The sequence below is a fragment of the Ulvibacterium sp. genome, from assembly GCF_965248315.1.
Taxonomy (GTDB): Bacteria; Bacteroidota; Bacteroidia; order Flavobacteriales; family Flavobacteriaceae; genus Ulvibacterium.
Genome location: NZ_CBDFIX010000002.1, coordinates 3,044,017 through 3,059,367, shown reverse-complemented (window position 1 = coordinate 3,059,367; position 15,351 = coordinate 3,044,017). Strand labels below are relative to the sequence as shown.

The 15,351-nt window shown below is 42.3% G+C and carries 11 protein-coding genes; 7 read left to right on the top strand and 4 right to left on the bottom strand.

The window, feature by feature from the left end:
- Positions 1–95: 95 nt before the first annotated feature.
- The 3 genes from ACP2AF_RS14660 to ACP2AF_RS14650 all read right to left on the bottom strand — a co-directional run bounded on the left by ACP2AF_RS14660 (position 96) and on the right by ACP2AF_RS14650 (position 5,060).
- Positions 96–1,949, bottom strand: a complete 1,854-nt coding sequence (locus ACP2AF_RS14660) for a cytochrome-c peroxidase (protein ID WP_425236900.1) — start codon at positions 1,947–1,949, stop codon at positions 96–98.
- A gap of 71 nt (positions 1,950–2,020) precedes the next feature.
- A complete protein-coding gene (locus ACP2AF_RS14655) occupies positions 2,021–3,568 on the bottom strand; it encodes a hypothetical protein (protein WP_425236899.1) in 1,548 nt (515 codons plus the stop codon).
- A 355-nt stretch (positions 3,569–3,923) separates the two neighbouring features.
- Positions 3,924–5,060 (bottom strand): Gfo/Idh/MocA family protein, encoded by a 1,137-nt coding sequence (locus ACP2AF_RS14650; protein WP_425236898.1) that lies wholly within the window; start codon positions 5,058–5,060, stop codon positions 3,924–3,926.
- Between the two features lie 138 nt (positions 5,061–5,198).
- Here ACP2AF_RS14650 and ACP2AF_RS14645 point away from each other — a divergent pair, with 138 nt between their 5' ends.
- The 7 genes from ACP2AF_RS14645 to ACP2AF_RS14615 all read left to right on the top strand — a co-directional run bounded on the left by ACP2AF_RS14645 (position 5,199) and on the right by ACP2AF_RS14615 (position 13,515).
- Complete coding sequence (locus tag ACP2AF_RS14645) at positions 5,199–5,708, top strand: hypothetical protein (RefSeq protein WP_425236897.1); 510 nt, start codon at positions 5,199–5,201, stop codon at positions 5,706–5,708.
- A 3-nt stretch (positions 5,709–5,711) separates the two neighbouring features.
- Positions 5,712–6,665 carry a sugar phosphate isomerase/epimerase family protein gene (locus ACP2AF_RS14640; protein WP_425236896.1) on the top strand — a complete coding sequence of 318 codons (954 nt, stop codon included), beginning with the start codon at positions 5,712–5,714 and terminating at the stop codon, positions 6,663–6,665.
- Complete coding sequence (locus ACP2AF_RS14635; RefSeq protein WP_425236895.1) at positions 6,650–8,281, top strand: PQQ-dependent sugar dehydrogenase; 1,632 nt, start codon at positions 6,650–6,652, stop codon at positions 8,279–8,281. The genes ACP2AF_RS14640 and ACP2AF_RS14635 overlap by 16 nt, the downstream gene beginning before the upstream one ends.
- 13 nt (positions 8,282–8,294) lie before the next feature.
- Positions 8,295–8,978, top strand: coding sequence for an SGNH/GDSL hydrolase family protein (locus ACP2AF_RS14630; protein ID WP_425236894.1), 684 nt, complete (start codon positions 8,295–8,297; stop codon positions 8,976–8,978).
- A complete protein-coding gene (locus tag ACP2AF_RS14625; RefSeq protein WP_425236893.1) occupies positions 8,975–10,144 on the top strand; it encodes a Gfo/Idh/MocA family protein in 1,170 nt (389 codons plus the stop codon). The genes ACP2AF_RS14630 and ACP2AF_RS14625 overlap by 4 nt, the downstream gene beginning before the upstream one ends.
- Before the next feature lie 42 nt (positions 10,145–10,186).
- Positions 10,187–11,920 (top strand): phytoene desaturase family protein, encoded by a 1,734-nt coding sequence (locus tag ACP2AF_RS14620; protein ID WP_425236892.1) that lies wholly within the window; start codon positions 10,187–10,189, stop codon positions 11,918–11,920.
- Between the two features lie 152 nt (positions 11,921–12,072).
- Complete coding sequence (locus tag ACP2AF_RS14615; protein ID WP_425236891.1) at positions 12,073–13,515, top strand: arylsulfatase; 1,443 nt, start codon at positions 12,073–12,075, stop codon at positions 13,513–13,515.
- Here ACP2AF_RS14615 and ACP2AF_RS14610 read toward each other — a convergent pair.
- Entirely contained in the window at positions 13,499–15,331 is a 1,833-nt protein-coding gene (locus tag ACP2AF_RS14610; RefSeq protein ID WP_425236890.1) for a DUF5060 domain-containing protein, read from the bottom strand. The two genes, ACP2AF_RS14615 and ACP2AF_RS14610, sit on opposite strands and share 17 nt — an antisense overlap.
- Between the last annotated feature and the right edge of the window lie 20 nt (positions 15,332–15,351).

Here is a 15,351-nt window from a genome sequence, read left to right as displayed (position 1 = left end):
CCTTGAAATTAAGGGTTTACTCACCCTTTAATGTCAATCAAGCTTTAACGATGTGTTAGGTATTCTTTAAGTTTTGGTGCGTTTTTCAAAATAGGTTACAGGGTGTTTTCAGATTCGGTATAGACTTCGTCATAAGGCATATTGGTGTCGCTCAATGTCTTCATAAATGCAATGATTGCTTTTTGCTCCTTTACCGTCAGATTCAACTCGTCAAACGGCAGCGTCTGATATTCCAGATCGAAGCCCATTCCCCCTCCCCCACCTTTGTTATAAAAATCCATAACTTCTTCCAAGGTTCGGTATACTCCATTATGCATATAAGGGGCGGTAAGTTCGGCATTACGGACTGTGGGTGTCTTAAACATTCCGCGATGCACTTCCAGCTTTTGTTCATGCCGCCAATAAAATCCCAAATCATCATCCAATTTTTGGTTCGCAGCCGTTTCAGGTACCCCGATCACCTCTTTTTCATGATCGTTGAAAAAGGGTGGTACGGTGCCATTGGTCAAAGGGATAAAGTGGCAAGTAGCACAAAGTGCCTTGCCCATATAAAGATTAAACCCAAGCTTTTCCTCTTCTGTAAAGGTGTCTTCCTCTCCCCTAATGTTTCTATCAAACTTGGAATTGAAACCATTTAATGTTGAAATATAGGACGAAATAGCACGAATAATTTCGGTATTCCTCCCAGAAATACCGCCATATGCTTGCTTAAAAAGAGATATATAGGTGGTGTCCGTCAAAATTTCAGTAGAAAATTGATGTACGGAGCTGTCAAACTCTTTATCGTTTGTGAATACCGATGTAATCTGGTCCAAAAGGTTTGGAGAACGCCCGTCCCAAAAGAAGCTCTTTTGGAAGGCGGAATTAATTAATGTCGGTGTATTTCGTTCTAATGGATTTCCATCCTTATCATAATTTACCACCAAACCATCTGCCCAGGCTTTACCAGGGTTATGACAGCTAACACAGGCCATTTTACCATTTTCGGAGAGGTTGGGGTCAAAAAACAACTTTTTGCCTAGCGCAATTCTTTTATCTGTTGGGTTTCTATTGATAGGAGGAGTAAAAAACGCGATGTTAAAAGAATTGTCCTCAAAAAAAGTGGGAGCGTCAAAGTTAAAGGGTTTGTTGTTCACAGGTTCCCAAATATCCGCGGTTTCCCTGATCCCCACCCAGTTTCGAGTAATAGGATTCATGTAATCCCGTATAAAAGTGAAACGATCAAAGGAATTGAAATCCAGGTTTCCGCTTATGAAGTCTTGTGCTTTTTTTATGTTTTCTAGGAAGTTAGCATTCAATTTTGGGTCGTTTTTCAAAATGAGTTGTTGAACACTTAACTCATAAGTCTCCTTTAGACTTTCCAAGGAAACTACCGTTTCCTGAAGCCCCAATAAGCTTACGGGAGTATCAAATCCCGAAATACTTAAACTAATGATCCGCATCAATTGTTGGTGGGTGGCAATAAAAAAACGTTGTGGCGTCACATCTCGATTCTTTACGCCATTCATAAGATTTTTCAAAAGCCCCTTCATAATTGAAATTTCCTCCCTATAACGTTCTTCGGTCTCCTCACCATCGTATATACTCTCCTCCAATTTCTGCAATCCTATCGGTAGTAGCACGCGTTGTGTGTCATCGGTCACAATGGGCAAAGCCGGTCCATTGGCCCTATGGCCAACTTCGGGATTCAAATAGGAGGCATAGGGTTCTGCCTGTTTGAATTCTCTCCTGATTTCAGTAAAGACTTCCTGTGTTCTATCCCCGGTCATGGGAAGACTGTCTAACGTGTCCAGCAGGGAATGTGCCGTAACAATGTGACCCAAATAATAATCTTGAACGGGTTTCCAGTCAATCCCGTCTTCAGCTAAGTAAGCTACTGTTGATTTTGGGTTTTGTTTGCACCCAAAGAAAACCACCAGTACAAAAATTGAAAGCACTAATCTATCCATTTCAGCAATTTTTTGAATAACGAAAAGACCTCCATTGTACAATGGAGGTCTTCATTTCTGATCGTTTACACTTATCTAGGTAACCCTCGCAAAATAACGATTTGCCCACCTTGATTATCCTCCCTTGCGAAACCACCTGGTTCAAATTCGGGACGTGTTTCAAAATTGTGTCCATCTACATTTTTGAAATCATCACTTTGCCAGTAATGAGGCTGTAGATTCAGTAAAAATGTATTGGGTTCCCCAACTTTATCCGAAATGTCCTCCAATGCACCGTATTCACCACTAAAGCCTGTACTTCCAGTAGGATCCAAATCCTGACGCACTACAAATTCCAACACTTCCTTGATATTGTTACCACTTAAATCGGACTGATAAATATACGCCGAGTGACCTCTGGAGAAAGAGTTTGGATCTTCTTGAACATATACAAAGTTTTCGGTTACGGTAATGTTGTCCGGACTCTGTAAAGTAGCCAAGTTGCCATCCATATTATTGGTATCCGTATTCCCGGAAATTATCTGGGTCAACTTACCACTCATCGGTGAATCCACATCCAATTCTAACTTGTAAACCGTACCCCAATCGTTATAGGTACCTCTTCCTGGGCCTCTTCCTGTAACAGCGAAGAATATGTTCCTGTTAGCAGCGGAATCGCCTTTTTGGTAATCCACATCCTCAACACGCATAAAGGCGGTAGCTTGTACGGCTACACAAGCATCTTCCATTTCATCCTTTGTTAAGGCTTCTCCATCTTCAATTTCTACAAACTCAACATCATAGGTTTCGCCAAATGCCAAGTTGCCTTCATTATAAATTACACCGGGTTCCACATCCATAGCAACAGGATTACCATCAGCATCTACCTCCCCGGAATCTACTTGCTTCAAACGAAGTACATATACTTTTCCCCCTGTTAAATCCGCATCGCCATTTTCGGAATAATATAACGTTACTTGTCCTTCCGAACCACTGGAGTCATCATCTCCACCTATAATAACGGTCTTGCCTATGTAAGCTCCCTGAGGTAATGGAACGGCGTTCTCCCAAGCAAACTCGCCCAAAGCATCCAATCCAAAATCCGCCGTTGGCGTAGGCACGGCTTGATAGGGATCTATACCCTTAACATCGTAATTGAAGCTTTCAGATGCAGAAAGATATAAATCCATGCTTCCACCGTGAATATCGGCCTCCCACATAGTTCCCGAACACTGACGTGCAAAATCTGCAACACCGGAATTCAACATCCACTGCCCACCTGTTGGTGTCAAGTATTTGTCCAATTCAATTCTGGCAACGGCATAATCATCCTCCGCATTTACCAAATACAGGTAACCATCACTATTTGGATCTGCTACAAAACCGGCACCATCCGCAGCTCCCACAAATTGAAAACCATCATCCAGTATATCGGTTGAACTGATTAAAGAATAGGCATCGACAAAATTGAATTGGGGTTTTAAGGCGACAAGGGGTTCCAAACTTGATTTGTTTTCAAATATTGTTCCCATAGGCTCGTCATCGCCACCACCACCATCTCCAATGAAATCATCCAATCTGTCGCAAGACGACAAAGCAATGATTCCCGTACATAGCAATAAATTTTTAAGTGTTCTCATGTTGTTTTAAAGTTTTTTAGTGTTATTATTCTGTCTCAAAGGTATCGGTCGAGTTCGCAAAACATGTTAACTGAGATTGGTCATTGTTTTAGCATAACTTTAACCTTGTGTTAAAGTGGTTAACTTAGTGTTACTATTTAGGATAAGTCTAATTAAAGATTTCTTTACCAAGAATGATTAAGCGTATCCCACTGGTTAGGAAACCTGGAAGAGACGTTGTACATGTAGGAAATCTTGGGGAATTGAAATAAAAGAAGAGGTGTACCGCTCTGCATTTATTGCGACAGCGGAGTACTTCATTTCCTAAGAATGGAAAATCAGCTCAAGTATTTTAAGTATGTGGTTCTTTGCTTGGTTAAGTATTCCTTTTCACTATTCCCATATCACCTAAATCCAAAGGTATGCGCTTTCCTCCTCCTGCAATGGATTTGTAAATGGCCTCTACAATGACCATATCCCGTTTGCCCATTTCCCCTGGGGCTACATTTGGGATGCCCATTAGAATGTGTTTGGCAAAATCATCCATTTGTACTTTTTGTTGACTTTGGTGCGGATACTTGATTTCATTTCCTTCCGATGTCCTTCCTGATATTGGTCCATAACTATGACAGGGATTAAGTTCCACCCATCCTTTTTCAAAGGAAACAAAAAGACGGTTGGCACTGGCATTGTGCGATGTAAACATGTGGCCGACAGTCCCATCCGGAAATTCCATTTGGGCGGTAATCGATTCATCGGTATCCTTAAAATATTCTGGACGAGTGCTGAATTCTTGGGCAGAAATCGAAATGGGGTTATGGCCAACACCATATATATTGCTCTGTATGGAATAGACCCCCATATTCATTAATGCTCCTCCACCAGATAGCGATCGATTTAAACGCCATTGCTCTGGATTGCCCCTGGAAATATATCCGGCATCGGAAGATACGTACATCACCTTCCCAAATGGTTTTTCGCTAACCAGTCTTTTAATCTCATTGGTATACGGATCCGATTGCATACGATACCCAACACTTAATTTAACTCCAGACTTCTTACAGGCATCAATAATGGCATCGCATTCCTCCACATTCATGGCCATGGGCTTTTCACAAATAACATGTTTGCCTGCCCTGGCCGCTCGAATACTAAAGTCCGCATGCATACTATTGGGTAGTACCACATATACAATATCTATGGAATCATTTTTTGCAATTGAATCAAAGTTCTCATAGTTGTAGACGTTTTCCTTAGGTATCCCATATTTTTCCATCCAAACTTTTTCCTTTTCAGGAGTGCCTGTAACAATACCCGCCAAATAACAATGTTCGGCATCCTGAAGCCCAGGGGCCAATTGGTAGGTACTATAGCTACCCAGCCCTACAAGGGCGATACCCAATTTCTTTTTATTCTGTGCTCCACCCATGGCACATGCCAAAGGAATTCCACTAAGCAGGGCCGTTCCGACTATGCCCTGGGATAATTTGGTGTTGAAAGTTCTTCTATTCATGTCTTTTGAGTTTCAATTGCTTGTGCCTTAAAAATATAAATAAACCATCCAAATAATTCTATCTCGTGTAAAATTTATAAATGGCACTTAAAGAAATTGCTTTTCGATTAAAACAACTATTTTAGTGCATATCAAGATATGAAGCGGCAAGAAGGCCAGTTATCAAAACGTTTTATGCAGATCAAATCCTATATGCGTACCCTTACGCTTATTCATAGTTCTCTAACCATGGGGCTCCTAGCCTTCACCCTGTTTGTCTACTTTCAAAACCCTTCCTTTACCGTAGGGGCGGATTCCAAAGACCCATACGTTTACATTGTACCTACAATTGCTGTTCTAGGTTATTTTTTGAGCAAGTTTTTGTTCCAAAAACAACTTCAAAGTATTCATCCAAAAGATACTCTGACCACCAAATTAACCCGTTACCAAATTGCTTTACTTCTGCAGTATGCACTTTTGGAAGGTCCGGCCCTCTTTGCTTTGGTCATTTACTATACCAATGGAAATGTATTATACCTTGTAATAGATCTTTCATTATTAGCCTATATGATTGCGCTAAGACCAAAAATGGATAGATTGATAAAAGCATTACCTTTAATGCAGGCCGAGGAGCAACAATTGAAACAAAGCGAATACTATAAAAAGTAAACATTGGAGAATACGACAAGAAGAAAATTCATTAAAACGACTACACAGGCCTTGGGAGCCCTACCTTTCTTACACCCCCTCCAAACTCTATCGCAAATACCGGATAATTTGGACGATACGTTTCCGGTATATCTATTTTCAAAACACCTTCAGTTTTTAGACTATCGCACGGCTGGCGAAAAAGCTTCGGAAATGGGCTTTGCAGGACTAGATCTTACCGTTAGACCAGGAGGGCATGTTCTTCCAGAAAATGTGGTCGAAGATTTACCCAAGGCAATAGAAGAAATAAAAAAAGGAGGTTCGCAATGCCATTTGATGACGACCGCGGTTGACAATGCCGATGATCCCGTGGATGCCAAAGTCTTGGAGGTTGCTTCACAGCAGGGCATTACCCATTATCGTTGTAATTGGTTCCGGTATGATGAAAACCAACCTATGCCAGATACCCTTAAGGAACATACACAGACCATCAAATCCCTTAGTAAGTTGAATCGATCTTTGAGTTTAAAAGGTTGTTATCAGAATCACTCGGGAACCTGGGTGGGAGCTTCCATTTGGGAAGTCAAGGCCTTGCTGGAACAAGCGGACAAAGAATACTTTGGAGCACAATATGACATACGGCATGCGATGGTGGAGGGCGGTCTTTCATGGGAAAATGGTTTAAGGCTTATCAAGGATCACATTAAATCCATCGCTTTAAAAGATTATAAATGGGAAAATGTCGGGGGTCGCTGGAAGGTCATAAATGTTCCCTTAGGTGAAGGAATGGTAGATTTCAAAAAGTATTTCAGCCTTTTAAAAGCATATAAGATCAACGTTCCCGTTATTCTGCATGCAGAATATCCATTGGGTGGTGCCTCACATGGAAAATCGGAGATTTCAGTCTCTCCAGAAGTTGTATATACCGCCCTGAAAAAAGATTTGAAAAAAGCAGAACAACTATGGGAAGAGGCTTAATATTTGTGGGAGTAACCTGTTGCATGTTGTTGATCGTTGCCTGCTCAACACCCCCTAGACCCAATTGGGATGGGAAAAATTATTTGGCCCAAGTGCAATTGGATTCGTCTATATTACTGATAACGGAAGTGGCCAAAAACCTCGAAGTGCCCTGGGATTTGATGCCTGGTCCGGATGGATGGTTATATTTTACCGAACAAAAAGGCACCATAAATAGAGTTGATGTCGCCACCGGCCAAATTCAAAATTTAGCGGTTTTGGATGATGTATTTTACAGAAAATCATCAGGATTGTTCAGTATGGCTCTACACCCGCATTTTGAAACGGATCCGTTTCTTTATATCCACTATACCGTGGCAGATAAGGACAATAATTTTCTGGATCTTATTTCCTCCAAAATTGTGCGGTTCTCCTTGGAAGGGGATAGTCTGGTAAAACCAAAAGTTCTTTTAAAGGATATCCCCGGAAACACGTATCACAACGGTAGCCGTATGCTCATTTTCGAGGACAAGCTTTGGATAGGAACCGGAGATGCTGGGGACACCCGAACCGTTCAACATATTGAAACCTTAAACGGAAAGGTTTTGCGTCTCAATCTTGACGGAAGTATTCCAGATGACAATCCATACCCCGACAATCCTACCTGGAGTACCGGCCATAGAAATATCCAGGGCATAACCATCGGCAATGGCAAGCTATATGCTTCCGAACATGGGCCGAACAATGATGATGAGGTTAACCTTATACACAAAGGTTCAAATTATGGTTGGCCGGACATCCATGGTTTTATCGATTTGGAAAACGAAAAGGTGTATAGCAAGGACTCGGTTACCCAAGAGCCTCTAATGGCATGGACACCGACCATTGCCACTTCCGGACTAGAATATTATGGTAGCAATCAAATTCCTGAATGGCAAAACAGTTTGCTGTTGACCACCCTAAAAGGCCGTTCATTTCGGGTTTTGTCCCTAAATGGCTCAGGTGACAAAATCAATGAAGAGCATCTCTTTTTTCAAAAATTCTTGGGAAGATTGCGCGATGTTGCGGTTGGTAGTCAGGGTGAGATTTATCTGGCCACGAGTAACATGGATTGGCATCAGGGGCATCAGCCTTGGTTATATGATTCTTTGCCCAAAGCCAATGGTGATCGCATTGTCAAGATACAAATAGCCGATGAAGGTATACAACGGCAGTTGGCAACTCTAGAAAAATCGGTTGTATTGAAAGAAGAACTTATCGCCATTAGTTTGAGCCCGGAAATTTACAGATCTAGTACGTCCAATGAAGATTTGGACAACGGCGCCAAACTCTATGGTACGCATTGTGCTGCCTGTCATGCCCCAAATGGTAAAGGAAATGTTGGGCAGATTCCACCTTTGGTGAATAGTGAGTGGGTATCCGGCAACGTGGCCAGACTCATAGATGTTACTTTGGGAGGTCTTAATCAACCTATACAAGTGAATGGTGTTTCCTATCAGGGAGAAATGCCGGCCTATAAAAATTTAGAGGATAACGAAATACGGGATATTTTAAATTATATTCGAACGGAATTTGGAAAGACCAAAGGAAATATTATCGCTGCGGATATCGCACATCAACGCAAAGGCTTAAAATAAATAATTGGGAACTATGAAAAACACGATTATAATGATGGTTCTGTTCGGAATTATGACATCGGTAAACGCCCAAGATTGGCCAGATTTGAATCATTTTAATGAAGCAAACGAAAAATTGGCTGCTCCTACAGAAGAAGAGGACCGGGTAGTTTTTATGGGCAACTCCATAACTATTGGATGGCTCAAGACGCGCCCAGATTTTTTTGAAGGAAAACCATATATCAACAGGGGGATTAGCGGTCAGACCACACCACAGATGCTGTTACGTTTTCGGCAGGATGTTATCGAATTAAAGCCCAAGGTAGTAGTAATCTTGGCTGGGACAAATGATATTGCAGGGAATACGGGACCATCTACGTTGGATATGATTTCCGACAATATCATTTCTATGGCCGAGCTTGCAAAGGCCAATGGTATTAAGGTAGTACTCTCCTCCACTCTACCTGCCTATGATTATCCATGGAAACCGGGAATGGAGCCGGCCAAGAAAATTGTTGCACTCAACCAAATGATCAAGACCTATGCGGAATTGAACAATATCATTTATCTGGATTATTTTTCCGCTATGGCGGATGAGCGTAACGGGCTACCTGAAAAATATGCGCATGACGGCGTACACCCTACTGAAGAGGGCTACAAGGTAATGGAACCCCTAGTCGAAACCGCTATTTCGCAAGCATTAAATTCAGGAGAATGAGTAGCATATCGCAAAAGTGGATGGGTCTGATACTGTTATTTTCTATTACCTCCTTGATATCGGCTCATGATAACAATATGGAATTAAAAGAAATCGGGAAAGCCCAAAAACCGTTACGAATTGGCGTGGTGGGACTGGTCCATACCCATGTACACTGGATTCTGGGAAGGGAAAAATTGGGCGATATCGAAATTGTGGGAATTGTGGAACCTAATAGGGAGCTCGCCCAAAGATATGCCGACCAGCATGGATATTCCATGGATATTGTCTTTGATTCTTTGGATGAGATGGTGAAAACCGTACAGCCCGAAGTGGTAACTGCATTCAATTCCATTTATGACCATTTGGAGACCGTTAAGTATTGTGCTCCATTGGGCATACACGTTATGGTAGAAAAACCCTTGGCTGTTAGTTGGGAGCACGCCCAGGAAATGATTGCCTTGGCCAAAAAATACAAAATCCACTTACTTACCAATTATGAAACTTCTTGGTATGGCAGTAATTATAAAGCCTATGACCTTGTCCATACTGAAGGAAAAATTGGGAATATCCGTCGGATGGTTTTCCATACAGGCCATTTTGGTCCCATTGAAATAGGATGCAATCCAGAGTTTTTGGAATGGCTTACTGATCCCGTTTTGAATGGTGGAGGTGCCCTTACCGATTTTGGTTGCTATGGCGCCAATCTGGCGACTTGGTTCATGAAAGGACAAGAGCCGGAATCCGTTACTTGCATCACCCAACAATTGAAACCTAATTTGTATCCAAAAGTGGATGATGATGCCACAATAATTTTGGACTATCCCGAAAATCAAGTTATTATTCAAGCTTCTTGGAATTGGCCACATCATGTAAAGGATATGGAAATATATGGAACTACAGGCTACGTGATTTGCAAAAATTCAAGTGACATGGAAATCATGACAGGGAGAAAACAAGAGTCCAGCACTTTGGAAGCGGAACCCCTTACACAAGGCTTCCATGACCCTTTTGCTTTGTTTCAAAAAGTAGTTCAGGAGAACCATCAACTACCGACATACGATGTCTCATCATTGGAAAACAATGAACGGGTAATGCAAATACTGGAAGCTGCAAAGCGTTCCGCAGAGACCCATAAAACCATCATTTGGAAGGATATGTTTCCTGAGGCGGCCATGCGCAATTGAGAATCTGGCAAAGAAGGGCCAAGGCCCAACAAGACAAAACCAATGGGAGAAACTGCTGAAAACGATAAATCAGTATCCGTTAAGAACCTTAACTCGCCCGAAGATAACAAGTGGGATACGATTATCATTGGTTCTGGGGCCGGTGGACTCGCAACGGCCATTTGTTTGGCCAGAGCCGGACAAAAGGTATTGGTACTAGAGCAGCACGATGTTCCCGGTGGATGGTGCCACAGTTTTTATTTGGATGGCCATCGGTTTACTCCGGGAGTACATTATGTAGGGCTTTTGGCAGAGGGTGAGGCCACCAATGATTTATATAGAGGTCTGGGCATAGCCAATGACCTAGTGTTCTTTAGGATGAATCCCGATGCCTACGAGCACGCCTGGATCGGGGAAGAACGTTTTGACTATCCCTCAAATCTCGAACAATTGATCGATCGCCTTTCGGAACGTTTTCCGGAAGAAAGAAAATCCATTCACACCTATCTAAACCTAGTGCGCAATGTAAGTGTACAAATCTATTCCCTACCCTATTTCAAAGGCTTTTGGCAGAAGTTGACCATTCCCTACAAAACTAGGCATATGGGCAAATATGGACTTTTTAGTCTTAGAAAAGTCATCAATTGGCATATCAAAAATCCGTTACTCAAAAACATCTTGAACATCCAATGTGGGGACCATGGCCTTCAACCTAAAAAAGCGGCCTTCCCCCTGCATTGTGCATTGATGAGCCACTACTTTAATGGGGCCTATTATCCCATGGGAGGTGGCGGTGCCTTGATCAAGGCCATGACAAATGCGTTGAAAAAACACGGGGGGCACCTACTGACAAGCACAGCCGTAAATCGGATTTTGACCCAGGGCGAAAAGAAAAAGCGTGCAGTTGGGGTAGCATTGGAAAACGGTCAACTCCTATACGCCAATACCATAGTTTCCAATGCAGACCCTGGAATTACCTACCTGAATCTGGTCGGCAAGGAAAATCTAAGTTCCAAACTTCAAAAAAAACTGTCCAAAACCAAATACTCCTGCACGTCTTTAATGCTTTTTTTGACCGTGGATATGGATTTACGAAAGGCGGGTCTGGACTCGGGCAATATTTGGTTAATGCCCAACAAGGATACGGACGATCTTTATGATGACCTTATGACCCCTGATCTTTCCAATGGAGAGGCCTTTGAAGCCATGTTCATTAGTTGCACCTCCTTAAAAGATCCCGCAAGTTATGACGGTAAACACCATACTATTGAGGCCATAACGTTAATCGACTATAGCACTTTTGAAAAATACAAGGAAGAGACTGAACCTAGATCCGAGGGTTATATCAAGTTCAAGGAAATACTTTCCCAAAAGATGCTTAACGGCCTTTCACGTGCCATCCCTGGAGTGCAGGATCATATAGTACAAATGGAGTTGGGAACGCCAATCACCAACGAATATTACATTAATACTACACGTGGCAATGTCTACGGAACCGAAAAAAGTCTGAGGCACATTGGCCCTTTTGCTTTTAAGGCAAAAAGTGAAATTGAAAACTTGTATTTATGCGGGGCAAGCATCCTGTCCCATGGTGTAGCAGGTGCATCCCATTCCGGAGTAGATACCGCTGCCATTATTTTGGGATGTGAGGCAGATGAACTAAAAAAGCCACAAGACGATCAGCTCCTAAGGATTTATGAGGCGGAAGACCCGACCGATTATCCTGATTGGATGTTGAAGAAAATTGAAGTAAAGAGAGCTAGGGCAATTTCTAAAATGGCCCAGGAATCCGTATAGCCCAAGTTATTGAAACTATTGGTAAATACCTTTGGCCCACGTGTGAAAGTATTCGTCGGTTTTAGTATTGTATTCTATTTGATGACCGGATCTCATCGTTTTGTCTAGTTGAATTTATTGAATAAATTACTGCTGATTTAATGTATGTTTATATGATGAAAAAAAGCGTTCTATTTGGTTTAATCCTATTGATAGTAGGCGCCTGCGGTAAGATTAAAAAGGAGAGCTCCGAAGTTTCCAAGGCTATCGATACCCCTAATATCATTTATATCCTAGCCGACGATTTGGGCTATGGGGATTTGGGAAGTTATGGACAGGAAAAAATCAGGACACCCCGGTTAGATCAAATGGCACAGAACGGTATCCGATTTACCGACCACTATGCGGGCAATACGGTTTGTGCTCCATCAAGGGCTTCACTGATGACCGGTCTGCATCAAGGTAATGCACCGGTACGGGGGAACAATAATAACATATTGACTTTCAATGATTTTACCTTGGCGGAAATGTTCCAAAAATCAGGGTATTCCACGGCCCTAATGGGAAAATGGGGCCTAGGCGAAGTAGGCTCCACCGGAGAACCTTCCGCACAAGGATTCGATACCTATTTTGGTTATCTAAATCAGATACATGCACACAATTATTATCCCGATCATCTGATAAAGGACGGAAAAAAAATACCTTTGAATAACCAGGTAATCTTCGCTCAGGAAGGCTATGCCAAGGGAATAGGCAGTGCTGCGACCGAAAAGAATGCATATTCGCATTCCCTTATCATCAAAGAGGCGTTACAGTTTTTGGCTACCCCAAGACAAAGACCTTTTTTTCTATATCTCCCCTTGACCATTCCCCACGCCAATAATGAAGGAGAATTAACGGCCGATCATGGTATGGAAGTACCGGATTTAGGTATTTACAAGGAAAGGGACTGGCCAGAGGCCGAAAAAGCCAAAGCAGCCATGATAAGTCTCCTGGACGCCGATGTGGGTAGAATATTGGATAAATTAAAGGATTTAAAATTGGATAAAAATACCTTGGTCATTTTTACCAGTGACAACGGGCCCCACAAGGAAGGGGGTGTAAATCCTGAGTTTTTTGATAGCAACGGCGCGCTAAAGGGCACCAAACGAGATCTGTACGAAGGAGGTATCCGCGTTCCACTTATTGCCCAATGGCCTGGAAAAATAGCTCCGAATACTGTATCCGACCTTCCGAGCGCTTTTTGGGATATGTTACCCACCTATGCAGATCTAATTGGGTATTCCTTAGACATTAAAACGGATGGTATCTCCTTTCTCCCCACTCTTTTAGGACGATCCGATACGCAAAAAAAACACAATTATCTATACTGGGAATTTGCAGAAGGTAACCATGATGCTCAGGCCATACGCAGCGGAAAATGGAAGTTAATCTATATCTACAAGTCCGACTCATGGGAACTCTATGACCTATCCACGGACTTGGGAGAGGAAAATAACCTTATTAAAAAACATCCAGCCGTTGCCAAAAAACTGAAAGCATATATGGAGGAGGCGCATGTTTATGATTCGGATTACCCTTTGGAGGACGAACCAATGTCTACTGCCCATTTGTAAAAGAAGTGTCTTTTCTTTTAACCCAAACTACCCAATCCTTGTCTTGCTCCCTTTTTACAGGAGGTTTACCAAGTGATTGCTTTCCAGAACCGGATATGAATTTCACCTTTCCCTTCTGTAAGGTTCCACCCAGACGAGGATTGTACCAAGAAACCTCGTAATCGCCATTGGAAGCTCCTAAATCCAAAATGGACTCACCTCCATTTTTTAAATACACCACATAGTTTTCCCCAGTTTGTGACAAAACGTAATCTCCTTCCGAGGAGATAAGGGAATCATTGGATTTCATGTTCCAAAAAGGGATATTGTTATCCTTGAAAAAACCAAGACATATTTTGCCCTGATCCCAGAACAGATCTCGGGAACGATAATCTTCACAGGTAAGGTCTGAATGTGGATGCTCATAACCAAAATACCATTCCGTGCCCCATGCACCGGCCATCATGGCGCCCCAAAGACCATTTTTTCGGGCATTATCATGTTCAGGATCTTCTGTATCGGGAATCAAGGAATGCTTGTGATCCCCGGGTTCATCACAGGCTACGGCCCAAATTTTACCTGCTTTCCCGGATTCGTTCAGAATCCTTAAAACAGATTTATGCACATTGCTAAAATCAGCTTTATTGGTCTGCAAGGAAGCCCCGGTAAACTTTGTGTTAGGCCCATAAATCTCATCATACCAGGCCCCATTGTGAATTACCAAATGGTGTTTGTAGGGATCCATGGAGGACACGTATTCGGCCAATCGAATTCTTTCGACTGCATCCAAGGGAAAAGTTGGCGGGGTCTCGGTCCAATCCCCGGTTTCCTCGGCCAAGTTCCAATTCATGGCCAAATGATGTCCAAAACGTGCAATGAGCTCACGATAATACAATTTGGTGTACAGTCCCGTACCACCATTGTCCAACAAACCTTGGTTTTCAAACTCCAAGGTTTTAAAATGTAAAAACATACCTAATTTGTCGGCGTGTTCAAAAAGGATCTCCCATTGATCCAATTTTGAAGTGTCAAACCGATCCCAAGTGTCATAGTCTACATAGGGGAAAACGTTTTGATCGTCACCCCCAATATTCATAGTCAAAAATGAGAAAGCGTTCATTCCCTTTGAGGCCAAATAATTAATTGCGCCTATGACTTCTTTTCCTTTCCCATTTTTCCATGTAGGGTCTCCTTCTTTCCAGTCTTGCTTATGTGCCTCCCATTTCTTGACCAATTCGTCCTTATGACCATCATTTTTAAAAGTGCCATCAAACTGATCATAGGCCAATAGGTTTTCAGGAGCATCAGACCCACATTTTAAGAAATACTCCCCATTTTGAAACCTTAGATAGCGTTCACCGATGTATTGCAACCTTCCCTTTCCCCTAAAATCCATTCCGGTCTTGTCCGTTTCACGTATACTAATACTCCCCGTTTTGCCATCCATATATTCAGCACTCTTGATCTTTTTCGATGTACGTACTGCGGCCCATTTTCCTTTTTTAAAATCCACCTCGTATGTCCACTCCCCTTCTTTATCAGGCGCAAAGTGGACTTTCCAAATGTTTCCGGCTTCGGCACCGGTATCGGCGGCATTCCCGTCAGAAGCAAAGTACCCAGGGACTACGAGCTTTTCCTGGGACGCGGAATGTGTAAACGTAACATTCAAACGATAGCTCAAAAAGGGATTTTCCTCTGCGCTTTCGGAAGTTTGTGGTCCTTCAAAGACCAGTGTTACCTTATGCCATTTTTTAAGTTCTCCTTTAATTATCTGGGCATGTAGCCATGACAAAGACATAAACAAAACAACGAAAATGGGTAATGATAGTCTGTTCATTTTATTTTTTTAAAATTCAA